Annotated in this window: 20 protein-coding genes and 1 riboswitch; of the genes, 14 read left to right on the plus strand and 6 right to left on the minus strand. The window is 73.7% G+C overall.

Annotated features, from left to right (window positions below; all coding sequences use genetic code 11):
- The first annotated feature begins 71 nt into the window (after positions 1 to 71).
- The 9 genes from ACFYR0_RS07600 (at position 72) to ACFYR0_RS07640 (ending at position 8,481) form a co-directional block, all read left to right on the plus strand.
- Positions 72 to 1,175: an LLM class flavin-dependent oxidoreductase gene (locus ACFYR0_RS07600; protein WP_389322947.1), complete on the plus strand. Its 1,104-nt coding sequence runs from the start codon at positions 72 to 74 to the stop codon at positions 1,173 to 1,175.
- Positions 1,176 to 1,291: 116 nt separating this feature from the next.
- On the plus strand, positions 1,292 to 1,414 hold the full coding sequence (locus tag ACFYR0_RS07605) for a putative leader peptide (protein WP_389322950.1): 123 nt from the start codon (positions 1,292 to 1,294) through the stop codon (positions 1,412 to 1,414).
- Between the two features lie 171 nt (positions 1,415 to 1,585).
- Entirely contained in the window at positions 1,586 to 2,449 is an 864-nt protein-coding gene (locus ACFYR0_RS07610) for a glutathione S-transferase C-terminal domain-containing protein (RefSeq protein ID WP_389322952.1), read from the plus strand.
- Positions 2,450 to 2,514: 65 nt separating this feature from the next.
- Positions 2,515 to 2,623, plus strand: a riboswitch (SAM riboswitch).
- A 33-nt stretch (positions 2,624 to 2,656) separates the two neighbouring features.
- Positions 2,657 to 2,809: a hypothetical protein gene (locus ACFYR0_RS07615; RefSeq protein ID WP_389322954.1), complete on the plus strand. Its 153-nt coding sequence runs from the start codon at positions 2,657 to 2,659 to the stop codon at positions 2,807 to 2,809.
- A 188-nt stretch (positions 2,810 to 2,997) separates the two neighbouring features.
- Positions 2,998 to 3,978: an amino acid ABC transporter permease gene (locus ACFYR0_RS07620; protein ID WP_389322956.1), complete on the plus strand. Its 981-nt coding sequence runs from the start codon at positions 2,998 to 3,000 to the stop codon at positions 3,976 to 3,978.
- Positions 3,975 to 4,739, plus strand: coding sequence for an amino acid ABC transporter ATP-binding protein (locus ACFYR0_RS07625; RefSeq protein ID WP_389322959.1), 765 nt, complete (start codon positions 3,975 to 3,977; stop codon positions 4,737 to 4,739). Before ACFYR0_RS07620 ends, ACFYR0_RS07625 begins: the two co-directional genes overlap by 4 nt.
- A gap of 54 nt (positions 4,740 to 4,793) precedes the next feature.
- The gene (locus tag ACFYR0_RS07630) at positions 4,794 to 5,816 is read left to right on the plus strand and encodes a transporter substrate-binding domain-containing protein (RefSeq protein WP_389322961.1); all 1,023 of its coding nucleotides are present in this window, start codon (positions 4,794 to 4,796) and stop codon (positions 5,814 to 5,816) included.
- A 76-nt stretch (positions 5,817 to 5,892) separates the two neighbouring features.
- Positions 5,893 to 7,083, plus strand: coding sequence for an LLM class flavin-dependent oxidoreductase (locus ACFYR0_RS07635; RefSeq protein ID WP_389322963.1), 1,191 nt, complete (start codon positions 5,893 to 5,895; stop codon positions 7,081 to 7,083).
- A gap of 21 nt (positions 7,084 to 7,104) precedes the next feature.
- Entirely contained in the window at positions 7,105 to 8,481 is a 1,377-nt protein-coding gene (locus tag ACFYR0_RS07640) for an NtaA/DmoA family FMN-dependent monooxygenase (RefSeq protein ID WP_389322965.1), read from the plus strand.
- Positions 8,482 to 8,729: 248 nt separating this feature from the next.
- On the opposite strand, the gene ACFYR0_RS07645 is transcribed toward ACFYR0_RS07640, so the two are convergent.
- Positions 8,730 to 9,809, minus strand: coding sequence for a M12 family metallopeptidase (locus tag ACFYR0_RS07645; RefSeq protein WP_389322967.1), 1,080 nt, complete (start codon positions 9,807 to 9,809; stop codon positions 8,730 to 8,732).
- A gap of 254 nt (positions 9,810 to 10,063) precedes the next feature.
- Here ACFYR0_RS07645 and ACFYR0_RS07650 point away from each other — a divergent pair, with 254 nt between their 5' ends.
- Positions 10,064 to 11,869: a LuxR C-terminal-related transcriptional regulator gene (locus tag ACFYR0_RS07650; protein ID WP_389323741.1), complete on the plus strand. Its 1,806-nt coding sequence runs from the start codon at positions 10,064 to 10,066 to the stop codon at positions 11,867 to 11,869.
- 440 nt (positions 11,870 to 12,309) lie between these two features.
- On the opposite strand, the gene ACFYR0_RS07655 is transcribed toward ACFYR0_RS07650, so the two are convergent.
- Positions 12,310 to 14,874: a CHAT domain-containing protein gene (locus ACFYR0_RS07655; RefSeq protein ID WP_389323744.1), complete on the minus strand. Its 2,565-nt coding sequence runs from the start codon at positions 14,872 to 14,874 to the stop codon at positions 12,310 to 12,312.
- Positions 14,875 to 15,024: 150 nt separating this feature from the next.
- Here ACFYR0_RS07655 and ACFYR0_RS07660 point away from each other — a divergent pair, with 150 nt between their 5' ends.
- From ACFYR0_RS07660 to ACFYR0_RS07670, 3 genes are read left to right on the plus strand one after another with little or no spacing between them, the layout of a single operon-like run.
- Positions 15,025 to 16,458, plus strand: coding sequence for a S8/S53 family peptidase (locus ACFYR0_RS07660; RefSeq protein ID WP_389322969.1), 1,434 nt, complete (start codon positions 15,025 to 15,027; stop codon positions 16,456 to 16,458).
- A gap of 7 nt (positions 16,459 to 16,465) precedes the next feature.
- Positions 16,466 to 17,104 (plus strand): RNA polymerase sigma factor, encoded by a 639-nt coding sequence (locus tag ACFYR0_RS07665; protein ID WP_386378206.1) that lies wholly within the window; start codon positions 16,466 to 16,468, stop codon positions 17,102 to 17,104.
- Positions 17,101 to 17,634, plus strand: coding sequence for a hypothetical protein (locus tag ACFYR0_RS07670; protein WP_389322972.1), 534 nt, complete (start codon positions 17,101 to 17,103; stop codon positions 17,632 to 17,634). Before ACFYR0_RS07665 ends, ACFYR0_RS07670 begins: the two co-directional genes overlap by 4 nt.
- 30 nt (positions 17,635 to 17,664) lie before the next feature.
- Here the strand turns inward: ACFYR0_RS07670 and ACFYR0_RS07675 are convergent, their stop codons facing one another.
- From ACFYR0_RS07675 to ACFYR0_RS07685, 3 genes are all read right to left on the minus strand, one after another.
- Complete coding sequence (locus tag ACFYR0_RS07675; protein ID WP_389322974.1) at positions 17,665 to 18,882, minus strand: cytochrome P450; 1,218 nt, start codon at positions 18,880 to 18,882, stop codon at positions 17,665 to 17,667.
- A gap of 54 nt (positions 18,883 to 18,936) precedes the next feature.
- Positions 18,937 to 19,719: an N-formylglutamate amidohydrolase gene (locus tag ACFYR0_RS07680; protein ID WP_389322976.1), complete on the minus strand. Its 783-nt coding sequence runs from the start codon at positions 19,717 to 19,719 to the stop codon at positions 18,937 to 18,939.
- A 104-nt stretch (positions 19,720 to 19,823) separates the two neighbouring features.
- Complete coding sequence (locus tag ACFYR0_RS07685; RefSeq protein WP_389322978.1) at positions 19,824 to 22,043, minus strand: NADP-dependent isocitrate dehydrogenase; 2,220 nt, start codon at positions 22,041 to 22,043, stop codon at positions 19,824 to 19,826.
- Between the two features lie 210 nt (positions 22,044 to 22,253).
- Here ACFYR0_RS07685 and ACFYR0_RS07690 point away from each other — a divergent pair, with 210 nt between their 5' ends.
- Positions 22,254 to 23,804, plus strand: coding sequence for a M1 family metallopeptidase (locus tag ACFYR0_RS07690; RefSeq protein ID WP_389322980.1), 1,551 nt, complete (start codon positions 22,254 to 22,256; stop codon positions 23,802 to 23,804).
- A 27-nt stretch (positions 23,805 to 23,831) separates the two neighbouring features.
- Here the strand turns inward: ACFYR0_RS07690 and ACFYR0_RS07695 are convergent, their stop codons facing one another.
- Entirely contained in the window at positions 23,832 to 24,929 is a 1,098-nt protein-coding gene (locus ACFYR0_RS07695) for a mechanosensitive ion channel family protein (RefSeq protein WP_389322982.1), read from the minus strand.
- Between the last annotated feature and the right edge of the window lie 167 nt (positions 24,930 to 25,096).

The following is a 25,096-nucleotide window of genomic DNA, read 5'->3' on the forward strand; positions in this document are numbered from 1 at the left end:
AGCCGACCGGCCTGGACGCGACAGCCCGGCGCGGCCACCGCCCACCGACCCCGTCCCCGAAAGGCACCCCCGTGGAGCTCGACATACGCGGCGGAGTCCGCGCGGCGCCCGTGCCGGGCACCACCCCCGAGGAGCGCCAGGCCCTGCGCTTCGCCCCCGACCCGCGCGAGCGCGACGCCGACCCGGAGTTCGTGGCGCGCGGTGCCCGGGAGAACGAGGAGGACGGACTGGACAGCGCGCTCGTCGTGCAGTCCAGCTCCTGGCCGGACCCCTGGCTGGTGGCCTCCTGGGCGCTGGCGGCCACCAGCAGGCTGCGGGTGGCGGTGGCCCACCGGGCAGGCACCACCGCGCCGACCGTGGCCGCCCGCTCCCTGGCCACCCTGGACCGGCTCTCCGGCGGGAGGGCCGCCGCGCATGTCATCGTCGGCTCCAGCGACGCCGACGTGGCCCGCGACGGAGACACCCTCGGCAAGACGGACCGCTACCGCAGGGCGGGGGAGTACCTCGAGGTCTTCCGGCGTTCTCTGACGGAACGCCAGGACTTCGACCACGAGGGCGAGTTCTACACGGTGCGCGGCGCTCGCGCGGGGCTGCTGCCGCGGCCCCGCGCCGAGCTGCTCTCCTTCGGCGGCTCCTCACCGCAGGGCGTGGCGCTCGCCGGCCGCTTCGCGGACGTGTACGCGGTGCCGCCGCTGCCCCTGACCGCCACCCGGCGGCACATCGCCCGCGCCCACGCGGCCGCCGCGGAGCACGGCCGGACCCTGCGGATCTGGCGTCATGTCACCGTCGTCACCGCCCCCACCGACGAGGCCGCCGAGCAGCGGGCCCGCCGCATCCGCGCGGACGCGGTCCGGCTGATCTCCGGCCCGGACGCGGACCGCTGGCTGGACGCCGTACAGCTCGACCGGGACCGCGAACGCGGTCGCTCCGACGGCCGTGACCAGCTGTCCGCCTATGTCGCCCGCTCGCTGGCCGGCGCGTTCGTCGGCTCGCCCGCGACGGTCGCCGCCCGCATCGGCTGGCTGCGCGCGGCCGGCGTCGGCATCGTCCAGCTCGACATGCCGCTGGAGACCGACCAGGACCGGGAACTGCGCCGCGCGCTCGTCGCCGCACTCCGCTCCGCCTACCTCCCCTCCCGGGACCGCCGCACGGCCCACGCCCGTCGCGGCTGGTGAACCCGGGCACCAGGACGCGCTGTCGACCCCGCCCGCCTGACGGACGCCCCCTTGACACCGCCGCGTACCGGCCCGAGAGTCCAGGGAGGAGAACCTCGAGAACGGGCGGAGAAACCATGGGGCGCCTCGGGCCGGTCACCGCAGAGGTGACTCGTGTGTCCCCGCGCCCGCCGCTGCTGACCTCCCGCCGCCACATCGACCTGCAACGCGTCTGCAGCGCCATGGCCGCCCGCGGCTGAGGCCGCCCGTCGATCCGCCGCGCGTCCGCGGCGCCCGACGTCCAGGGCTGATACCGCACCCCCGCCCTCGCACCCCTCGCTGTCACGCGCGCCGTCGGCGCCGTCTTCGGCGTTCCGGGTCCGACAACACCGTCGCCGTGCGTACGTCCACGCCTTCACCCGGGGAGAACCATGTCCGTCGCACCTCTCGCCGCCCGCCCCGCGCCCTCGCTGCGCGGCCGTATCGGCCGTGACGCGCGCAGCGGCCACTACGCCGTGCCCGGCCGCTACCGCCTGTACCTGTCGACCGCCTGTCCCGACGGTCTGCGCCTCGCCGTCACCCACGCCCTGCTCGGCCTCGACGCCGTCTGCCCCGTCACCCACCTGCCCGCCGTCCCCGACCTGCCCGACGGCGGCCACTCGGCACTGCTCCCGCTCTACGAGGCCAGCGCCCACCGCCACACCGGTCCGGCCGCCGCGCCCGTCCTCGGCGACGACTGGTCCGGCCGTGTCGTCAGCGTGCACGCCCAGGACATCATGCGCGACCTCGCCCGGTGCTTCGGCGAGAGCGGCCCCGCCCTCTACCCGTGCGGGACGGAGGGGGAGTTCGAGGCCGTACGGCGGCTGTGCGCGCGAGGCGTCGAGGACGCGGCCCAGCGTGCCGGGACGGCCGGCGCGGACCCGGCCGAACGCGCCGCGGCCCTGGACGAGTTGCTGGCCGCGCTGGGGGAGCTGGAACGGCTGCTGGGCGCCGACGTGGACGTGTCGTGCCGTCAGACAAGCGCTCTGGACGTCGAGTTGTGGGTCACCCTGCTGCGGCTCGACACCGTGCACCTCCATCACCTGGACGCCGCCGCGGTGCAGCTCATCGCCGGGCACCGGACCCTGTGGGCCTATGCGCGCGGGCTGGCCGCCCACCCCGCGTTCGGGCCCCAACTGGACCTCGACGGCATCGCCCGCCGCCACCGGGCCCACTGTCAGGGCCTGGAGGCGGCCGGAGCGGCCGTCGGCATACTCGACTGGGCGGCGCACGCGGAGGCGGCCGGCCGCCGCTGAGAGTCCGTCCAGTGGACCGGCGTTGACATGTGCCGGGGCGGCTGTGTTCACTACGGCACCAGAACGGTCATGAGTGTCAGCGACAAGCCCTGGCTCGCTGGCCGGCAACCCTCGCGCCGCGGTGGGGTGCCCCAGGTGACGACCGGACCGGATCACCTTCGGTAAGCGCGAGGCCCCGAGCGGGCCGCTGAACAGAGGACGACGGACATGGACGCAGCTTCCAGGACGGCGGCAGCGCGCCGCCCCCGGGGCCGCGTCCTGCCGCCCCTGACACCGCTCGTCGCCGACCGGGCCGTCGACCTCCTGCGCGTCAGCAGCGCGCTGTGTACCGCACCGGGCCGTGCCCGCCCGCGGGGCTGACCGACTTCTCCCCGCAGGGCCCCGCAGGCCCGGACGAACACCGCCTCAGCGGTGTGCCGTTGCCCGCCCAGCCCCCGGTCCCGTGCGTTCCGCGCTCCCGCGCGCCGCCATGCCGCCGTGCCGCACCCCGCCCCGCTGGCGGGGACCGCCGCGCTGCCCCGGGGTGTCCGACCCCGCTGGAGCCCGCCATGAGTGAACCCCCAGGCGCCGCCGTCTCCCTCGCCGAGGCGACGCCCGCCGCCAGGCCCCAACGTCCCCTGGCCGCGCAGCGCGTGCTGCCGCTGCGCCGTCCCGGCCGCTGGATCGCCACCGCCGTCGTCCTCGTCCTGCTCGCCCAGTTCGTCCACGGGCTGGCGACCAACCCCTTCTACCAGTGGGACCGCTTCCGCTACTGGTTCCTGCGCCCCGTCATCCTCGACGGGCTGGTCATCACCCTCGAAGTGGCCGCGCTCAGCGCCGTCCTGGGCCTGCTCGGCGGCATCCTGCTCGCCCTCGCCCGGCTCTCCGGAAGCCCCGTGCTGCGCGCGGCGAGCTGGGTGTACACCTGGCTGTTCCGGTCCGTCCCGCTGATCGTCGTCCTGATCTTCCTGTACAACTTCAGCGCCCTCTACCAGACCCTCAGCCTGGGCGTGCCGTTCGGCCCGGCGTTCATCACCTTCGACGAGTCACGGCTCGCCACCGACCTCGCCGTGGCCGTCGTCGGCCTCAGCCTCAACGAGGCCGCCTACGCCTCCGAGGTCGTCCGGGGCGGCATCCTCTCCGTGGACCAGGGTCAGCACGAGGCGGCCGCCGCGCTCGGCCTGCCCAAGGGCTACCAGTTCCGCCGGATCGTCCTGCCGCAGGCGCTGCGCTCCATCACCCCGAACTACGTCAACCAGCTCATCGGCCTGATCAAGGCGACCTCCCTGGTGTTCTACGTGTCGCTGCTCGACCTGTTCGGCTCGGTGCAGACCATGGGCAGCACCTACCCCGGCGACATCGTCCCGCTGCTGATGGTCGCCACCGTCTGGTACCTGGTCCTCACCAGTGCCGTCTCGGTCGTCCAGTACTACGTCGAGCGGTACTTCGCCCGCGGCGCCACCCGCACCCTGCCCCCGACCCCGTTGCAGAGACTGCGCGCCGCCGCCGGCGAACTGCGCGCCCGCGCCCGCAGGGAGACCGCCGTATGACCGCCACCGCCCTCGAAGTCCACGACGTGCACAAGTGGTACGGCTCCCACCGCGTCCTCGACGGCATCGACCTCACCGTCCGCCCGGGCGAGGTCACCGTGATCCTCGGCCCCTCCGGCTCCGGCAAGTCGACGCTGCTCAGGGTCATCAACCATCTGGAGAAGCCCGAGATCGGCCATGTCAGCGTGGGCGGCGAGCTGATCGGCGTGCGCAGGCACGGCGACCGGCTCAAGGAGCTGGGGGAGCGGGCCATCCTGGCGCAGCGCGGCCGGATCGGCTTCGTCTTCCAGAACTTCAACCTCTTCCCGCATCTGACCGTCCTCGACAACGTGGCCGCGGCGCCCGTCGCGACGCGGCGGCTCTCCCGCCCCGCCGCCGAGGAACTGGCCCGTGAGCTCCTGGGCCGGGTCGGCCTCGCCGACCGCACCGGCGCCTACCCCCGACAGCTCTCCGGCGGCCAGCAGCAGCGCGTGGCCATCGCCCGCGCGCTCGCCCTGCGGCCCGGGATCATCCTGTTCGACGAGCCGACCTCGGCGCTGGACCCCGAGCTGGTCGGCGAGGTCCTCGCCGTCATCAAGGACCTGGCGACCAGCGGCACCACCCTGGTGATCGTCACCCATGAGATCGGCTTCGCCCGCGAGGTCGCCGACCGGATCGTCTTCATCGACGGCGGCCGGATCGTCGAACAGGGCCCGCCCGAGCAGGTCCTGGACCACCCGCGGCACGAACGTACCCGCGACTTCCTCGCCAAGGTCCTCTGAACCCCTCCCGCCCTCAAGGCACTTCACCCTCTCCACCGGACGACAAGGACAGCCATGCCCTCCCGCCTCTCCCGACGCGCCCTGCTCCGCGGCCTCACGGCGGCGACCGCCGCCACCGCCCTCGCCACCGGCCTCAGCGCCTGCGGAGGGGAGAGCGACGCCGCCACCACGACGACCGACAAGGCCGGCACCGTGACGATCGGGCAGCTGTCCAACGGCGCCGCGAAGCAGACCACTCTGAAGGCCGCCGAGGTCGAGTCCATCAGCGCCGAACTGCCCGCCGACGTCCGCGAGAGCGGCAAGCTGGTGATCGGCGTGGGCGCCCTGCCCGACGGCTTCCCGCCGCTCGCCTACATCGGCGAGGACCAGAGGACCCTCACCGGCGCCGAACCCGACTTCGCCCGCCTGGTCGCCGCCGTGCTCGGTCTGGAGCCCGAACTGAAGAACTCCACCTGGGAGAACATGTTCGTGGGCGTCGACAGCGGCAAGGTCGACATCGCCTTCGCCAACATCACCGACACCGAGGAGCGCAAGCGCAAGTACGACTTCGCCTCCTACCGCAAGGACGACATCGGCTTCGAGACGACGAAGAAGAGCACCTGGACCTTCGACGGCGACTACCGCGACCTCGCGGGCCTCACCGTCGCCGTCGACAACGGCACCAACCAGGAGAAGATCCTCCTGGAGTGGCAGGCGAAGCTGAAGAAGGAGGGCAAGCAGCTCACCGTCAAGCACTACGCCAGCAAGAACGCCACCTATCTCGCCCTCACCGGTGGCAAGATCGACGCCTATCTCTCCGCCAACCCGGGCGTCGCCTACCACGTCACCCAGACCGCGAACACCCCGAACGCCACCCGCAGCGCGGGCACCTACTCGGGAGCGGGAGAGAGCCTCCAGGGCCTGATCGCCGCCACCACCAAGAAGGGCAGCGGTCTGGCCGAGCCCGTCGCCGAGGCCGTCAACCACCTCATCGAGGACGGCACCTACGCCCAGTGGCTCGCCGCCTGGAACCTCTCCGACGAGGCCGTCGCCAAGTCCGAGGTGAACCCGCCCGGTCTGCCCCTCGACAACTCCTGACGGGCACTCACCAGCCGGGGCCCCGCGACCTTCGGGGCCCCGGTCCTCAGCACGGTTCTCCAGAAGGGACCCACCCGTGTCCGACACCACCCCCGCGCATCTGCACCTCGCCGTCGCCCTGGACGGCACCGGCTGGCACCCCGCGTCCTGGCGCGAGCCGGAGTCGCGGCCCCGCGAGCTGTTCAGCGCCGCCTACTGGGCCCGCCTGGTCACCGAGGCCGAACTCGGCCTGATCGACTTCGTCACCATCGAGGACGGCCTCGGCCCGCAGACCTCCCGCTTCCTCGAACCGGACGACCGCACCGACCAGGTCCGCGGCCGTCTAGACGCCGTCCTGGTCGCCTCCCGCGTCGCCCCGCTCACCTCGCACATCGGCCTGGTCCCGACGGTCGTCGCCACGCACACCGAGCCGTTCCACGTCTCCAAGGCCGTCGCCACCCTCGACCACGTCAGCAACGGCCGGGCGGGACTGCGCGTGCAGATCAGCGCCCGCCCCGACGAGGCCGCCCACTTCGGCCGCCGCACCCTGCCGCGTATCGAGGACTACGACGCCCCCGTGGTCGCCGAACTCTTCGACGAGGCCGCCGACCACGTCGAGGTCGTGCGCCGGCTGTGGGACAGCTGGGAGGACGACGCCGAGATCCGGGACGCCGCCACCGGCCGCTTCATCGACCGCGACAAGCTGCACTACATCGACTTCGAGGGACGGCACTTCAGCGTCAAGGGCCCCTCCATCACGCCCCGCCCGCCGCAGGGCCAGCCGCTCGTCACCGCCCTCGCCCACCAGACCTGGCCCTACCGCCTCGTGGCCCGCGCCGCCGACGTCGGCTACGTCACCCCGCACGACGCCGCCCAGGCCCGAGCCGTCGTCGCCGAGATCCGCGCCGAGCAGCGGGCCGCGGGCCGTGCCGACGAGCCGCTGCACATCTTCGCCGACCTCGTCGTCCTCCTCGACGACTCCGAGGCCGAGGCCGTGGCCCGCCGGGACCGGCTCGACGCCCTCGCCGGGACGCCGTACACCAGCGACGCCCGCGTGTTCACCGGCACCCCGGCCCAACTGGCCGACCTTCTCCAGGAGTTCCAGGCCGAAGGCCTGACCGGGTTCCGGCTGCGGCCCGCCGTCGCCGGGCACGACCTGCCCGCCATCACCTGGGGGCTGGTACCCGAGCTCCAGCGCCGCGGGGTCTTCCGCCACGCCTACGAGGCGAGGACCCTGCGCGGCCTGCTGGGCCTGCCCCGCCCCGCCAACCGCTACGCGGCAGTCTGAGCCGGAGGGAGACCGCACACCATGAGCAAGCCGCTGAAGCAGATCCATCTCGCCGCCCACTTCCCCGGCGTCAACAACACCACCGTCTGGAGCGACCCGCGCGCCGGCAGCCACATCGAGTTCTCCTCCTTCGCCCACTTCGCGCGCACCGCCGAACGCGCCAGGTTCGACTTCCTGTTCCTCGCCGAGGGCCTGCGCCTGCGCGAACAGGGCGGACGGATCTACGACCTGGACGTCGTCGGCCGCCCCGACACCTTCACCGTCCTCGCCGCGCTCGCCGCGGTCACCGAGCGCATCGGCCTGACCGGCACCATCAACTCCACCTTCAACGAGCCCTACGAGGTCGCCCGGCAGTTCGCCAGCCTCGACCATCTCTCCGACGGCCGCTCCGCCTGGAACGTCGTCACCTCCTGGGACGCCTTCACCGGCGAGAACTTCCGCCGCGGCGGCTTCCTCCCGCAGGAGGAGCGCTACTCCCGGGCCAAGGAGTTCCTGGCCACCGCGAACGAACTCTTCGACTCCTGGCGGGGCGACGAGATCCTCGCCGACCAGGCGAGCGGCGCCTTCCTGAGCGACGCCAAGGCCGGCGCCTTCGTCCACACCGGCGAACACTTCGACATCCACGGCCGCTTCAACGTCCCGCGCTCACCGCAGGGCCGCCCGGTGATCTTCCAGGCCGGCGACTCCGAAGAGGGCCGCGAGTTCGCCGCCTCCGACGCCGACGCGATCTTCAGCCGGTACGCCCGGCTCGACACCGGCCGCGCCTTCTACGCGGACGTCAAGTCCCGCCTCGCCAAGTACGGGCGCAGGCACGACCAGTTGCTCATCCTGCCCGCCGCCAGCTTCGTCCTCGGCGACACCGACGCGGAGGCCGAGGAGATCGCCCGCGAGGTACGGCGGCAGCAGGTCAGCGGCGCCACGGCGATCAGGCACCTGGAGTTCGTCTGGAACCGGGACCTGTCCGCCTACGACCCGGACGGACCCCTGCCCGACGTCGACCCCGACCCCGGTGAGCACCACATCGCGCGCGGCCGGGCCCAGGTCCGGATGTACCGCGACCCCCTCGCCACGGCACGGGAGTGGCGCGAACTGGCCGCCGCCAACAAGTGGTCCATCCGGGACCTGGTCATCGAGACCGGCAACCGGCAGAACTTCGTCGGCAGCCCGGCGACCGTCGCGAAGGACATCGACGACCACGTCCAGGCCGACGCGAGCGACGGCTTCATCCTCGTCCCGCACATCACGCCGGGCGGACTGGACGAGTTCGCCGACAAGGTCGTCCCCCTGCTCCAGGAGAAGGGCGTCCACCGCACCGACTACGAGGGCACCACCCTGCGCGACCACCTGGGACTGGACCATCCCGACGCGGCCGTCCCCGGCCACCGGGCGGCGTCCTAGACCCGAGGCCGTCGGCCACCGGGCCGCGTCCTGGGCCCGGCGCGCGGGGCAGGCGGGGGTCCGACGACAGGGCCCGGGGGCCGGACACGCGAAAGCCCCGCACCTCCCTCGTGGTGCGGGGTTCCCGCGCGCGGCCGGGGCCCGTCCCCCTCCCCCGAAGGAGACGGGCCCCGGCCGCTCCCCGGTGCCGGACTGTGTGGTCCTGCCTCCGTGCGGAACGGTGTCGTACGGTCGCCGCGGCGGTGCCGTCACCAGCACATGACCGCTGTCTCACCCGGCCCCCAGCCGGAGTACAGGCGCACGCGGACGACGTAGCGCCGGCCCTTGACGAGCCGGGCCCCGATCCGGGCGTTGCGCGAGCTGCCGCCGTCGTCGTCGGCGGCGAGATAGCGGGGTTCGCCGTCGCGCTCCTCGAAGAGCACCACGACGGTGTCGCAGTCGCCGAACGCGGCGACGGTGTACTCGCGCGTCTCGGCGGGTTCGAGCGTGAAGTCGGCCTGCTCACCCGGCCCGAGCCTCAGCGGGGCCGACCGGAACGGCACCAGGGCCGGACGCGCCGCGAGCGGCGGGTACCAGCGGAGCGCGAACTCCTTGTCCGCGGGAGACAGCGTCCCCGGCGGGTTCAGACCGCCGCGGAACTCCTCCGGCTCCAGGATCAGCCCCGGCGGGAACGCGAACTCCATGACCGACTGCGGGTCCCAGACCGAGCCGTTGACCTCGGCCGGACTCAGCTTGCGCAGGATGTTGTCCCGGGTGGTCTCCCGGCTCCAGTGGTGCGGCGGCCCCGCCAGCTCGGCACAGACGGCCTCGTCGTCCCAGTGGATGGCGGCGTACGGGTTCTGGTGCTCGTGCTGCATGCCCAGCGCGTGCCCGATCTCGTGCAGCGCCGTGCCGTGCCCGCCGGACGCGGTCAGGTCCCAGCCGAAGTTCATGGTGCGGTCGTTGATGCCGGTGCGCAGGGCGTCCTTGCCGATCGCCGACCAGGAGCCGTCGCCGAGCTGGAACCCGACGCGCAGCTCGGCCTCCGAACGGTCGGCGACCTCCACGAAGCTCAGCCCGATCCCGAGGTCGTGCCACTCGCCGAAACCGGCGCGCACCACGTCCCGTTGCCGCTCGGAGCCGACCCAGGACACCCGCCGGGTCTCCCCGGACCCGGGAACGGGGATCACGGACGCGTCGGCCTGGCCGTCGAAGAAGCAGTAGTGCAGGACCGTGCCGTTCACCCACATCCGCCGGCCGCCCACGAGCGCGCCCAGCCGCTCGGCCCCCAGCCCCGCGGTGAAGGCGGGGGCCGGTGCCTGCGTGAGCGAGCAGTAGCGTCCGGTCATGCGAGAAGCCTGCCGCCGTACCGCGGGCCCGCGCCTGAGTCGGGGTCTACTCAAGTCCGCCTGTATCAGAAGTGAGTACGCGGACTCCTCTTGTCGTGACGAGTTTCGAGACGGCCATCGAGAACGTGACGCCCTTCGGGACGGAGGCGTCCGGTGCGGCGGCGGGTACGCCCGGCCGCGCGGGAACATCCGGCGGGGCCGGGTCGCCCGCCGAGTCCGCCGGACCATTCGAGCGTGACCCCAGGACCCTCGACATGCCCTGGCCGTTCACCGGCCGGGAGGACGAAGTCGAGCTGGTCCGCCGTTCGTCGACGGCCGCGCGCCACGGCATCGTCGTCACCGGCCCGGCCGGCTGCGGCAGGTCCCGGCTGGTGGAGGAGGCACTGCGGGGCACCGACCGCGTCCGGGCCGCGGGCACGCCGGACACCCGTGACACGCACTTCGCCGCGTTCGCCCACCTGCTCCCGGAGGCCGTCACCCTGCACGGCGCCGTGCGGCTGCTCTCCGGGGTCCGGCTGCTGGTCGTCGACGACGCCCACCTCCTCGACGACGCCTCCGCCGCGCTCGTCCACCAGCTCGCGGTGCACGCCCGCACCCGGCTCGTCGTGGTCGCCACCGACCACGCGCCCGCCCCCGACGCCGTACGACGGCTGTGGACCGGCGATCTGCTGCCCCGCCTCGCCCTCGGCCCCCTGCCCCACGACGAGACCGCCGAGCTCCTCACGGCCGGCGCGGGCGGCCCCGTGGAGCCCCTCACCGCGCGCCGACTGCACCGTCTGTGCGGCGGCGACCTGCGGCTGCTGCGGGACCTGGTGGGCGCTGTCCGCGCCCGGGGCCTGCTCACCCCCGACCCGGCCACCGGCGAACGCGCCTGGCGCGGCCCGCTGCCGCTGACCGCCGCCGTCCGGGAGCGGGCCGCCGCCGTCCTCGGCCGCGCCGAGCCCGCCGAGCGCGAGACGCTCGACCGCCTCGCCTTCGCCGAACCCCTGCCGCTGGCCTCCGACGCCTGTGACCTGGACGTCCTCGAACGGCTCGAGGCCGACGGCCTGATCGAGGTCACCGAGCCCGCCCGGGGCGGCTACGCCGTCCGCCTCGCCCACCCCCTGCACGGCCCGGCCCTGCGCGCCGCCGCCGGACGGCTGCGCGCCGGACGGCTCGCCCGTGCGCCCGAGGAGATCGGCCTCGCCCTGAAGACCGAGGCCGCCGCACTGGAGCGCCGCGTCGAGCGGGCCGACGTACGCGACACTCCGACACCGGCGGGGGAGTGGCTGGCCGAGTCGGGCGAGCCGGTGCCCGCCGCCTACGCCGCCGTACGCGCCCGCTACTGCCGGCTGCGGGGAGAACTGCGCGACGCCTCCGCCTGGGCCCGTCAGGGACTGCGGCACACACCCGGCGACGAGGCCTGCCACCTGGAACTCGTCCTGAGCGAAGCCCAGTCGGGCATCGTGGGCGAGGACGAGACCGACGAGCCCCGAGGCGGTGGAGGCCGCGGTGGAGGTCGCGCCGCCGCCTGGCGTGCCGCCGCCCGGGGCGACCTGGACGCCGCCCTCGAAGCCCTGGACGGCGAACGGCCCTACGACGCCGTACGCCTCGGCGCGCCCGAGCTCGCGGCCGAACTGCCCTGCTCCGCACAGGTTTTCCAGGACCACGCCGATGCGCTCTCCCGCGCCGACGGCCCCGCGCTGGACGGGGCCGCCGAGGCCCTGAGGGAGCGCGGTTTCCTGCTGTTCGCGGCGGAGGCGCACGCCCAGGCCGTACGGGCACACCGCGACCCGCTCGCCGCGCGCACCTCACGCACCCGGGCCGTCGCCCTGGCCCGTCGCTGCCAGGGCGCCCGCACCCCGGCGCTGACCGGGCTGGTGCTCGGTGAACTCACCGCCCGCCAGCGGCAGATCGTCACGCTGGCGGCGGCCGGACTGAGCAACCGGCAGATCGCCGAGCGCCTCACCCTGTCCGTGCGGACCGTCGGCAACCACCTCTACAGCGCCTACACCCGCCTCGGCGGCGACCGGCGGAACCTGCCGGGCAGGACGACGGCTCCGGAGAGCAAGTCCGCCTGAGGTGGCGTGTGTTGACGGCTCACGCGGCACGATCCGCACGGCATAGTGGGGCCTGCTCGAAGCGCCGTTGCGCCGGTCTCCCCGCAACCCGCCGCCCCGTCGAGGGCATGAGTCGAGGGAGACCGTTCAGTGGATCCGGGAAGGCCGCGCCATTGCCGCGAGTGTCCTTATGACGGTTCCGGCAGTGCACGGCCCGGAATAGAGGTGTGACGAGCACGACCGAGGGCCTCCACCGGGCCTCGGTCACCTCCGGCACCGGGCCTCGGCCACCTCCGGCACCGGGCCTCGGTCACCTCCGGCACCGGGCCTCGTAAACCCACCGGCACCGGCCCTCGGTCACCCACCATCCCGCGCCCCGGACCGCACATGGCCCCCACCCCGGACCACCACACCAGGCCCGCACCCCCGGACCACACCAGGTCCGCACCCGGGCCCCGCCCTCATGCCGCGCCGAACGCCGTGAACGCCCACCCCGTCGCCTGGTGCACCGCGTCGTCCGGTACCGCGGCCCGCGCGTCCCGCAGCGCCTCCGCCAGCGACAGCCCGGCCGCCAGCCCCTTGTGCAGGGCCAGCATCAGCGGCACCACCGCCTCGTCGTTCACGGGCGCGCTGCACGCCACCACGCCCGCGGTGCCCAGCGGCAGCAACGCCGTGACCAGACCCAGGAGTTCGTCCGCCCCGACGGAGGCGAACCGGGCGGTGTCGCAGCAGGACAGGATGATCCGGTACGGGCTGCGGTCCAGACGCTCGAAGTCATGGACGACGATCGGGCCGTCGGCCATGCGCAGAGAGGAGAACAGCGGACTGTCCGCCCGGAAGGCGCCGTGCGCGGCGATGTGCGCCAGCGCCGCCCCGTCGAGTTCCCTGAGGACCCTGGGCGCCCGCGCCTCGTCCTGCTCCAGGACCGTCGGAGCGCCGTAACGGCCCGCGAGCTCGGGCACCTCCGCGCCACCGGTGGCGAGACCGGGCCCGCGCACCAGCACATGCCGCCCGCCGGGCGGGGGAGCCGTCTCGTGCGCCCGCAGCCAGCTGCCCGCCGACGGCGACACGCTCAGCACCCGCTCGCGCAGCGACGGCAGCAGCGCCCACGGCACCCGGTGCAGCCGGCCCGGCGGCACGATCACGACCGGCCCGCCGCCCAGCTGCGCCGCCGCGGGGCCGAGCAGCAGCTCCTCCAGGCGCCGCCCCATGGCCTCCACCAGCGGCAGCCGGGCCTCCGCCCCGGGATGCGCCAGCCGTCGCAGCCCCGCCTGCACATGCTCGGCCTCGGCCACCGCCTCGGCCAGCAGCCCCGCCTCGAACCGCCGTACCCGCCCGCCGCCGCACAGCAGCACATGCACCCGGCCGTCGACCACCGCCAGCTCCACCAGCCGGGTCCCGCCCAGCGCCGCCAGCAGCCGGGCCACGTCGAACCGGTCACCGCCGCCGGGCGCGTCGCCGCGGATGTGCAGGGTCAGCGAGCGGATCTCCCGTTCCAGCCGCCGCTGTTCGCGCTCCAGCGCCGGGACCGGCCGCCCCTCCATCCGGGCGGCCTCCGCGCGCGCCGCGATCTCCCGGAAGGCCGTCAGCCCGCGCTGGAGCGCAGGGTCGCCCGGCGGCCGGGTGGGCGGCGCGGACAGTGCCGTCGCGCGCCACCTCTCGCTCCACTGCAACAGCCGCCGTGAGCCGCCCGCCGCCAGCGAGGCCCCCTGCGCCAGTGCCGCCAGCTCCGCTCCCTGCTCGGTCGCCCGCGCCCGCAGCTCCGAGGCGCCGAGGGTGGTCCGGTGGTCGTCCAGCACGGCCAGACCGCGCCGGCACGCCTCCAGCACCCCCCGCCCCGAACCGGCGGCCTGGGCGCGCAGCGCCTGCGCAGCCCAGCCCGTGATCCGCGCCAGCGGCGGACCGCCGTGCCGACTGCGCGCCGCCGCGGCCAGATGCCGTTCGGCGTCCTCCCGCCAGCCCAGCTCCAGGGCGATCCGGCCCGCGAGCAGCGAGGCCTCCGGCGCCGAGGGCGCGCCGAAGGACGCCAGCCGCTCGGCCACCGCGGCCGCGTCCGCCACCATCCGGCCCGCGTGCCGGCCGGCCGCCACCCGCGCCTCGATCAGCACCAGCCGGGCGTGCGTCTCCCACCACGTGCGCCGCTGGCCGGCGAACAGCCGCACCGCCAGCGCCGCGCGCGCGATCGCCGTGTGCGGGTCACCCGCCAGCCGGGCCGCGCGGGCCGCCGCCAGCAGCAGCTCCGCCTTGCGCGTGGACTGGCCGCCGATCCCGTCCAGCGCCGCGATCGCCGCGTCCGCCTCGGCCAGCGCCTCCGGCGCGAGTCCCGCCGCCATCAGCACCTCGCAGCGCCTGATGTTCAGCATGAACGTCGGTGTGCCCAGCGCCGCGTAACGTCCCTCGGCCTCGTCCAGCAGCCGCAGCGCCGCGGGGATGTCCCCGGCGCGGAACGCCGCGAGGCCCCGGCTCTCCACCGCGTCCGCCTTGTCGTGCTCCTGGCCCGTGGTGTCCCACAGCGCCTCCGCCGCCGTGAAGTCGGCGTCCGCCCGGTCCACCGCGCCCAGCGCCAGATGCACGGTGGCCCGCAGCGTCAGCGCCCGCGCCGTCCAGATCACGTCGTCCGCCTGCCGCAGCACCGGGATCGCCCGCCGTACGTCCTCCAGGGCCCGCCGGTGGTGCCCCAGTACCCACCAGGCGTACGCCCGGCGGTACAGCACGCGCGCGCGGGTGTGACCGCTGCCGCGCCGTACGCCCCGCTCGAACGCGGCGAGCCCCTGCCGGGTGCGCCCCGCGTGCACCAACGCGACCCCCAGCGTGCCCAGTACGTCCGCCTCACGCTCCGCCGAGTCCGCGCGCGCCGCGCAGTCCCGCGCCCGGCGCAGATGGTGCAGGGCCAGCCGCAGATCACCGAAGTCCCGCTGCCAGATGCCGATGACCTGGTGGGCCACGGAGGCGTGCAGCGGCGGCGCGTCCGACGTCAGCACGCCGCGCGCCCGCGCGAGAGCCTCGTTCGGGGCGGCGAACACCATCGGCAGCAGTTCGAGCACCGTGTCGCTTCCCGCTGTCACGCAACGGATGGTAGTGCTCCGCGGAACCGTGTCACATGGCCCGGGGGTCTGTATCAGGCAACGGACCCGCGGCTCTGTCTGACGACACGTGCCCCACTGGGAGGACCCGCCATGGCACCACAGCGATTCCACGAGCAGTTCGACCAGATCCAGCGCTCGCTCCCCGACGTCCCCCTTGCCATGGGACCGGACGACTCCGCCGAGTTCATCTACGAGCAGGGAGTCGTCCTCGCCCGCGACGGGGAGGAGGCCCGGCTCGTCGAGGACACCGTGCGCGCCCACTTCACCGAGGCGCCCGGACTGACCGCCGACACCATCCGCCGCGCGGGCCCGCGCACCAACCGCTCCGGCATCACCCGTATCCAGGTCGGCGACCCGGGCCAGGGCCTGCGCGCCGGCGGCGGCGACCGCGAAGTGGCCGCCGCCCTGCGGTCGTTGCGCCAGGCCGAGGGCCGCGCCGGACGCCGTCTGGTCAGCCGCAACCACCTGGTGTCCATCGCCGTCAACGCCTGCCCGGGCGACGAGCCCGAGCCCGTCGCCCGCACCGAGGCCCCCAACCCCGGTCTGGACACCACCCCTTACGACCCCGGGACCGCGGTCGGCGTCCTGGTCGTCGACACCGGCCTGATGAACGACTACCGCTCCTACCAGCCCCTGGCGCACACCCGGGGCGACGCGCAGACCCGGGAGACCGACGACCAGGGCATACTCCAGCAGTACGTCGGCCACGGCACGTTCATCGCCGGGCTCGTCGCGGCCGTCGCGCCCAACACCGAGATCACCGTGAGCAACGCGCTGACCGACGCGGGCGCCATCCTGGAGTCCGAGTTCGGCGAGAAGCTGTTCGAGGCCGTCGACCACAGCGGCTGGCCCGACATCCTCTCCCTGTCGGCCGGCACCTCCAACGGCCGCCTCGACGGGCTGCTCGGCGTCGAGAACTTCATGGCCGAACTCCTCCAGCAGCGAACCCTGCTGGTCGCCGCCGCCGGCAACAACGGCAGCGCCACCCCCTTCTGGCCCGCCGCCTACTCCAGCCTGCCCGCCTACGAGCACGCCGTGCTCTCCGTCGGAGCCCTGCGCGGCGACGGCGAGTTCGGCGCCTGCTTCTCCAACCACGGCCCCTGGGTGCGCGCCTACGCCCCCGGCGAGCGCCTCACCAGCGCTTTCACCGGCTTCAACACCCCCGTGCCGTACGTCTACCAGCACTCCACCTACGAGACCTGCCGCTACGGCTTCACCTACGCCTGCACCTGCCAGGCCCCCAGCCACACCGGCGAACTGACCGAGCGGCAGACCAACGGCAGCGGCAAGCCCGACCAGGTGATGTTCGACGGCTTCGCGAGCTGGAGCGGCACCTCCTTCGCCACCCCGGTCGTCGCCGGGATGGTCGCCGCCCATATGACCGCCCACCAGCTGGCCGACCCGCGTCTGGCCCGGCAGCAACTGCTGGCCGCCAACACCGAGTTCGCCGAGGTGCGGGGCGCGCACGTGCCTGCGCTGCGCCCGGCCGGGTGGCGCGCGGTGCCCGTCGCGCCCACCGCGTGAGGCCCGGATGAGGATCGGAGCATGCCCCTCCACGGCGTACGATGACAGGCCGTACACGAGGGGTGGGGCCGTGGACCGTGCAGATGTCGGCGCGCTCGTCCAGTCCGCCGTCGAGGGTGACGCGGCGGCCTGGAAAGCGCTGGTGGAGGGCATGAGCCCGCTGGTGTGGTCAGTGGTGCGCGCGCACCGGCTGTCCGACGCCGACGCGCACGAGGTCTACCAGACCGTGTGGTTCCGTTTCGCCCAGCATCTGGGGCGGCTGCGGGAACCGGACAAGGCGGGCTCGTGGCTCGCCAGCACGGCGCGGCACGAGAGCCTGAAGGTCATCAAGAGCCTGAAGCGGCTGACCCCCACCGACGACCCGCAGCTCCTGGACCGGGTCAGCGAGGACCGCACGCCCGAGCAGTCGGTGCTGGACTCCGAGGAGGCGGCCGCCGAGACCGAGCGGATCCGCCGTATGTGGCAGGAGTTCGAGGCCCTCGGCGACCGCTGCCGGCAACTGCTGCGGGTGCTCATGGCCTCGCCGCCGCCCACGTACCAGGAGGTGTCCGCGGCCCTGGGGATCGCCGTGGGCAGCATCGGACCGCTGCGCCAGCGCTGCCTGCGGCGGCTGCGCGCCCGAATCGACGCACGGGGAGCGCTGTGAACGGCCACCACATCGACGACAACGGCCACGACGACGAAGCCAGCTACGACAGCGAGGCCGGCCACGACAACGACGACCTGGGGGAGGACGCCTTCGACACGGGGCTGCTGGAGGAGGAGCTGCGGCGCGCCGCGGCCGTCCTCGACCCGGTCCCGGCCGCGCTGCGGCAGATCGCCGTCGAGGCGTTCCTGCTGCACGACCTGGACGCCCGGGTCGCCGAGCTGACCTTCGACTCGCTGGTCGACTCCATTCCGGTGAGGGGAGCGGGCGACCCGCCGCGGATGCTGACCTTCCGGGCGGGCGACCTGACGGTCGACATCGAGGTGACCGGGGAGGGCCTGATGGGGCAGGTGATCCCGCCCCAGCCGGCCGGCATCGAGGTGCTGGGCGGGCCGCATCCCTCCACGCCCGACACGCTCGCCGCGGACGCGCTGGGCCGCTTCAGCAGCGACGTGGCCCCGTCGGGGCCGTTCGCGCTGCGGCTGCGGGCCGGCGGTCAGGTGGTGGTCACGGAGTGGCTGCGCGCCTGACACCCGGGTCCGGGCCCTGACACCGTACGGTCACCAGGTGCACGGCAGGCTGCGCGGTCCCCGGAGCGTCGTCCTGGTCCGCCAGGGCACGTCCTCGGCGGGGACCGCCAGCCGCAGGCCGGGCAGCCGGTCGAGCAGGGTGTCGACGAGCAGCTCGGCCTGCATCCGGGCCAGCGCCGCGCCCGTGCAGTGGTGGGTGCCGTTGCCGAAGGCCAGATGCGCGTTCGGCTCCCGGTCGGGGTCGATGCGCAGCGGGTCGGGGAACACCGAGGGGTCCCGGTTGGCCGCGAGGTAGGAGACGTACACCGGCTCCCCGGCGCGGATCCGGTGGCCGGCCACCTCGACGTCCTCCAGCGCGATCCGCGCCGGGCCGACGCTGCTGCGGTGCGGGACGTACCGCAGCAGCTCGTCGACGACCCGGCCGCGCTCCTCGGGCGCCTCGCGCATCCGGCGCAGCAGATCGCGCCGGGTGAGCAGCAGGTAGAGCATCTGCCCGCAGTTGTGGGTGACCGCCTCGCCGCCGGTCTGGAGCGGTCCGGCCAGGCCCACCGCCTCCTCCTCGCCGACCTCGCCCCGTGCGACGGCCCGGCCCAGCATCGCGTACACGTCGTCGCCGTCGCTGCCGGCGCGGGCCCGCACGGTCTCGCTGATCCATCCGCACAGCTCGCCCCTGGCCCGCTCGGCGGCCTCGGCGTCACCGGCGGCGATCTCCCGGGTCCAGGAGCGCACCCGCGGCCGGTCGGCCGCGCCCACTCCCATCACCTCGCCGACCACGGCGACCGGGAACGGCTCCAGCACCCGCTCGACCAGATCGGCCGGCGGCCCCTGGCCCACCACGTCGTCCACCAGCTCGTCGAGGAGCTCCTGCGCCCTCGGCCGCAGCCGCTTCGCCGCGTCGGTGGTGAACGCGTCCGCGACCGCCTCGCGCAGCCGGTCGTGGTCGGGCTGGTCGGTGAACGCCAGTGAACCGGGGCGGGGCCCGAAGTGCCTTGTCGTCCGGGTGGTCTGACGTCGAGTCAGCTCGGCCCGGCCGAACCGCGGGTCGTCGGTGATCTGCCGGACGTCCTGGTAGCGGGTGGCCAGCCACGCCCAGCCCTCGCCGTGCGGCAGGGTGATGCGGGCCAGCGGGCCCTCGCTCATCAGCAGGTCCAGCACCGGGTCGAAGTCCGTGCCCGGCACGTCCAGCGCGGGCCAGTTGCGCACGGTCGGCGGCGCCTGCCCGGTCAGCGTGGTGGTCTCCTCGGTCATGCCCTCACCCTCGCCGCCCCGGCGCCGCCTGTCGCGCGGGAGTGCTCCAGCCGGTTACCTCGGCACCGCGTCCACCAGACGGGCCAGCGCCTCGGCGAGCGGGGCGAGTCCGGGACCGGCCGGTCCGCCCGGCTCGGTCATGTACGTGTCCCGGCGGATCTCCACCATCAGCGCCGCCACCCGCGGATCGCGCCCGTAGTACTCCAGCGGCACGTACGTCCCCGCGAACGGGCTGTCCAGCCCCGTCTCCCCGATGCCCGCGAACGCCTCCCGCGCCGCCGCGAGAAGCTCCGGCGGGGTGTGGAAGGAGTCGGTGCCCAGACACACGGGCGGCCGCGGCCCGGCGCCGTGCAGCTCGTAGGGCAGGGCCTTCGCGGGATAGGAGTGGAGGTCGACGATCACGGCCCGCCCGGTGGCCTCGAGCCGGTCGGCCACGGCGTCGGCCATGGCCCGCGCGTACGGCCGGAAGTACCGCTCGAGCAGCGGCTCCGGGTCCGTGTCCGCCTCCCGCAGCACCTCCTTGTGCGTGGTGCGGGTGTACACGGCCCCCATGCCGGCGGCGAGCATCTCCTCGCGCTCGTCCGGGAACCGCTCGGGGTCCACCACCAGCCGCGACAGCCCGTTCACGAACCGCCAGGGCGTCAGGCCCGCGAGCTGCGCGGCCGCGGCCGCGACGCCGTCCGTGTGGGCGTCGGTGATGTGGTCCAGCTCTCGCTCCAGCGCCGCGTCGTCGAGCACGATCCCGGCCCGTACCTCGGCGGGTATCGCGCGCGCCGCGTGCGGCACGTGCAGCAGGACGGGCGAGTCGGGGGCGCCGGGCAGGACGGCGTAGGACATGCGAGGTCTCCCAGGTCGTACGGGCGGGCGGCGGGGCAGACGACTCCGCCCCGGCCGGGCGGTTGCACCGGTCGGGGCGGAGTCGTCGGGTGTGCCGGGAGGCGTCAGCTCAGGGACGCGAGCGCCGCGTTCCAGGTGGCGGAGGGACGCATCACGGCGGCGGCCTTGGCCGGGTCGGGCTGGTAGTAGCCGCCGATGTCGGCCGGCTTGCCCTGGACGGCGTTCAGCTCGTCGACGATCTTCGACTCGTTCGCGGCGAGGGACTCGGCGAGCGGGGCGAAGGCCTTCGCCAGCTCGGCGTCGTCGGACTGCTGCGCCAGCTCCTGGGCCCAGTAGAGGGACAGGTAGAAGTGGCTGCCGCGGTTGTCGATGCCGCCGACGCGACGGGTCGGGGACTTGTCCTCGTTGAGGAAGGTCGCCGTGGCGCGGTCCAGGGCGTCGGCGAGGACCTTGGCCTTCGGGTTGTCGGTGGCGGCCGCGTACTGCTCCAGGGACGGGACCAGCGCGAAGAACTCACCGAGGGAGTCCCAGCGCAGGTAGTTCTCCTTGACCAGCTGCTGGACGTGCTTCGGCGCGGAGCCGCCGGCGCCCGTCTCGAACAGGCCGCCGCCCGCCATCAGCGGGACGACCGACAGCATCTTGGCGCTGGTGCCCAGCTCCAGGATCGGGAAGAGGTCGGTGAGGTAGTCGCGCAGGACGTTGCCGGTCACCGAGATGGTGTTCTCGCCGCGGCGGATGCGCTCCACCGACAGCTTGGTGGCCTCGACCGGGGCGAGGACGCGGATGTCCAGGCCGTCGGTGTCGTGCTCGGCCAGGTACGCCTCGACCTTGGCGATCAGGTTGGCGTCGTGCGCACGGGTCTCGTCCAGCCAGAAGACGGCCGGGTCGCCGGTGGCGCGGGCGCGGGTGACGGCCAGCTTGACCCAGTCGCGGATCGGGGCGTCCTTGGTCTGGCAGGCGCGGAAGATGTCGCCCTCGGAGACCGGCTGCTCGATCACGACGTTGCCGGCCCGGTCGACCAGGCGGACCGTGCCCGCGGTGGCGATCTCGAAGGTCTTGTCGTGGGAGCCGTACTCCTCGGCCTTCTGCGCCATCAGGCCGACGTTCGGGACGGAGCCCATGGTCGACGGGTCGTAGGCGCCGTTCGCGCGGCAGTCCTCGACCACGGCCTGGTAGACACCGGAGTAGGAGGAGTCCGGCAGCACCGCGAGGGTGTCGGCCTCCTGGCCGTCCGGGCCCCACATGTGGCCGGAGGTGCGGATCATGGCCGGCATCGAGGCGTCGACGATGACGTCGGACGGCACGTGCAGGTTGGTGATGCCCTTGTCGGAGTCGACCATCGCCAGAGCCGGGCCCTCGGCGAGCTCGGCGTCGAAGGACGCCTTGATCTCGGCGCCGTCCGCCAGCGACTCCAGGCCCTTGAGGATGCCGCCGAGACCGTCGTTCGGGGACAGACCGGCGGCGGCCAGCGCCTCGCCGTACCGGGCGAAGGTCTTCGGGAAGAACGCGCGCACGACATGGCCGAAGACGATCGGGTCGGAGACCTTCATCATCGTGGCCTTCAGGTGCACGGAGAACAGCACGCCCTCCGCCTTGGCGCGGGCGACCTGCGCGGTCAGGAACTCGCGCAGGTGGGCGACGCGCATCACGGAGGCGTCGACGACCTCACCGGCGAGCACCGGTACCGACTCGCGCAGCACGGTGGTGCCGCCGTCCTCGGCCACCAGCTCGATGCGCAGCGCGCCGTCCTCGGCGATCACCGCGGACTTCTCGGTGGAGCGGAAGTCGTTCTCGCCCATCGTCGCCACGTTGGTCTTCGACTCGCCGGACCAGGCGCCCATGCGGTGAGGGTGGGTCTTGGCGTAGTTCTTCACCGAGGCGGGGGCGCGGCGGTCGGAGTTGCCCTCGCGCAGGACCGGGTTCACGGCGGAACCCTTGACCTTGTCGTAGCGGGCCTTGATCTCCCGCTCCTCGGCGGTCTTCGGGTCGTCCGGGTAGTTCGGCAGCGCGTAGCCCTGGCCCTGGAGCTCGGCCACGGCGGCCTTGAGCTGCGGGATGGAGGCCGAGACGTTCGGCAGCTTGATGATGTTGGCCGCGGGCGTCTTCGCCAGCTCGCCCAGCTCGGTCAGCGCGTCCGGGATGCGCTGGTCCTCGTCGAGGTACTCCGGGAACACCGCGATGAGGCGCCCGGCCAGCGAGATGTCCCGGGTCTCCACGGAGACACCCGCCTGCGAGGCGTAGGCCTGGACCACCGGCAGGAAGGAATACGTCGCCAGGGCCGGGGCCTCGTCAGTGTGCGTATAGATGATGGTCGAGTCAGTCACCGGGTGCTCCGCTCCACGTCTGCAACATTGCTCGACATCAAGATATCTCGTGATCGGCCGCGCCTCGACAGGGGTCCGGCCGGATGCCGCCACGGATCGCTTGCACCGGGACGCAACCGGGGAGGGTGATCTTGCGGTCATGAAGGGTGATCGTCATCTCATCCGAGACGGCCGGACATGACCAGCCGGCCGCCCGAGTGAAAGCGGACCATGAGATATCGCAGCAGAGTGACCGCCCCGGCCGCCCTGATCGGCACCGCCGTGGCACTGAGCGCCGGCAGCACCGCCCACGCCGCCACGGGGAAGCGCCCGAAGAACCCGCCCGTCCAGGGCCCCGAGACCCTCGGTGACCCCGTCTTCCCGAGCCTCGGCAACGACGGCTACCGCGTGTGCGGCTACCACCTGGACCTGGTCTGGGACGCCACGACCCGGCTCGTCGGCGCCACCGCCCGGCTGACCGTCCGGACCACGCAGGCGCTCAGCCGCCTCTCCCTCGACGCCCTCGGCCTCGACATAGCGGCCGTCCAGGTGGACGGCACCGACGCGGCGTACGCCCAGGAGGGCGAGAAGCTGCGGATCACCCCCGCGACGGCCCTGCGCGCGCGCCGGTACGCCGAGATCACCGTCCGGTACACGGCCGACCCGCGCCGCGCCCTCGCGCACACCGCCTGGGTGCCCACGCCGGACGGCTTCGCGGTCTGCCCGCAGCCGAACTCGGCGCACACCCTCTTCCCCTGCAACGACCACCCGGTGGACAAGGCGGACTTCACCTTCCGCATCACCGTCCCCGCCGGACTGCGCGGCGTCGCGAGCGGCTCGCTCGTCTCCACCGAGGACCTCGGCGACGGCCGGACGGCGTACACCTACACCTCGCGTGAGCCGATGGCCACCGAGCTGGTGCAGATCACCGTCGGCGACTACACGGTCAGGGAGCGCTCCGGCCCCCACGGACTGCCCCTGCGCGACGTCGTCCCGGTCGCCCGCGCCGCCGCGCTGGAACCCGCGCTGGCCCTCACCCCCGACCTGGTGAGCTGGATCGAGGCGCGGCTCGGCGCGTACCCGTTCGAGACGTACGGCCTGCTGCCGTGCAACTCCGACGACCCGGCCGCGTTCGACTTCACCGGCCTGGAGACGCAGACCCTCACGCTCTACAAGCCGAACTACCTGCTCCAGGCCGAGCCGAAGATCGCCTCGCACATGATGCACGAGCTCGTGCACTCCTACTTCGGCAACAGCGTCAGCCCCGCCACCTGGGCCGACCTGTGGCTGAACGAGGGCCACGCCGACTTCTACGGCCTGCTCTACCGCTACGAGCGCGGCTGGGCCGACTCCCTCGGGCTGACCACGATGGAAGCCCGGATGAAGGACACGTACGCGCGCGGCGACCAGTGGCGCAGGTCCTCCGGCCCGGTCGCCGCGCCGAACGAGGCCAACCTCTTCGACAGCCAGCGCTACCTCGGTGGCGTGCTCGTCCTGTACGCCCTGCGGCAGCAGGTCGGCGAGGCGGTCTTCCACACGATCGAGCGCACCTTCCTGGAGCGGTTCCGGGGCCGCTCCGCCTCGACCGAGGACTACATCACCGTCGCCACGCAGGCCGCCGGCCAGGACCTCTCCGGCTTCCTGCGGGACTGGCTCTACGGCACCAGGACCCCGCGGATGCCCGGCCACCCCGACTGGACGGTGACGCCGGTGAGTTCGGCGCTCACCGCCCCGCACAGCCGCAGGGGCGGGCACTACCACGAGAACTCGGCGACCCTCTGAGCCGTGGCGTGACGGCCCGGTGAGCCGTCAGTCGAGCCGGGCGGAGGACACTTCGCCCGGCTCGGCGGCGCCCGCGCGCTGGTGCGGGATTACCACCGCGCCCTGCTCCAGCGACACCGTGCGGGTGGGCGCCGGGATACGGATGCCCTCCGCGCGGTAGCGGCGGTGCAGCCGCTTGATGAACTCGTGCTTGATCCGGTACTGGTCGCTGAACTCGCCCACACCCAGGATGATCGTGAAGTTGATCCGCGAGTCGCCGAAGGTGTGGAACCGCACCGCCGGCTCGTGCTCCGGCAGCGCCCCGGTGATCTCCCGCATCACCTCGGCGATCACCTCGACGGTCACCCGCTCCACGTGTTCCAGGTCGCTGTCGTAGGCCACGCCCGCCTGGAGGAGGATCGTCAGCTCCTGCTCGGGGTGGTTGTAGTTCGTCATGTTCGTCCCCGCCAGCTGCCCGTTGGGGATGATGACGAGGTTGTTGGAGAGCGAACGGATCGTGGTCTGACGCCAGTTGACGTCGGTCACATAACCCTCCTCGCCGCTGCTCAGCCGGATGTAGTCGCCCGGCTGCACGGTCTTGGAGGCGAGGATGTGGATGCCCGCGAAGAGATTGGCGAGCGTGTCCTGAAGGGCCAGCGCGACGGCCAGACCGCCCACACCGAGGGCGGTGAGCATCGGGGCGATCGATATGCCCAGCGTCTGGAGCACGACCAGGCCGCCGATGGCCAGCACCACGACCCGGGTGATGTTCACGAAGATCGTGGCCGAACCGGCGACCCCGGAGCGGGACTCGGTCACCGTACGCACCAGACCGGCGACCACCCGCGCGGCGGCCACCGTCGCCGCGACGATCAGCAGCACGGTCAGCGTCTGGTTCACATGCCGCTGCACGGTCCTCGTGAGCGGCAGCACGGCCCCCGAGGCCGCCGCGCCGCCCAGTACGGCGGCCCACGGCAGGACCGTGCGCAGGCCGTCCACGATCACGTCGTCGCCGCCCCAGCGAGTGCGGTCGGCCTGCTTGCCCAGCCAGCGCAGCACGACGCGCAGTACGAACGCCGCCAGCAGACCCGCGGCCAGGGCGATCCCGGCGACGACGTAGTCGTGCAGGGTGAGCGTGCGGGTCACCGGTCACCTCCGGGGAGACGGTGTGCGGCGGAACGGGCCGCCGACGGCCGGATGTGAAGTCTCGTCACGTTGTCACCTGCTCGTTTCGGGAAGTGCGCAGCCACCGGCGGACGTACGTTACGAACCGGCGCGAGGGCTCATCCTGCCGTATGGGGAACACCGGTTCG

The sequence above is a fragment of the Streptomyces sp. NPDC005017 genome, from assembly GCF_042873115.1.
GTDB lineage: Bacteria > Actinomycetota > Actinomycetes > Streptomycetales > Streptomycetaceae > Streptomyces.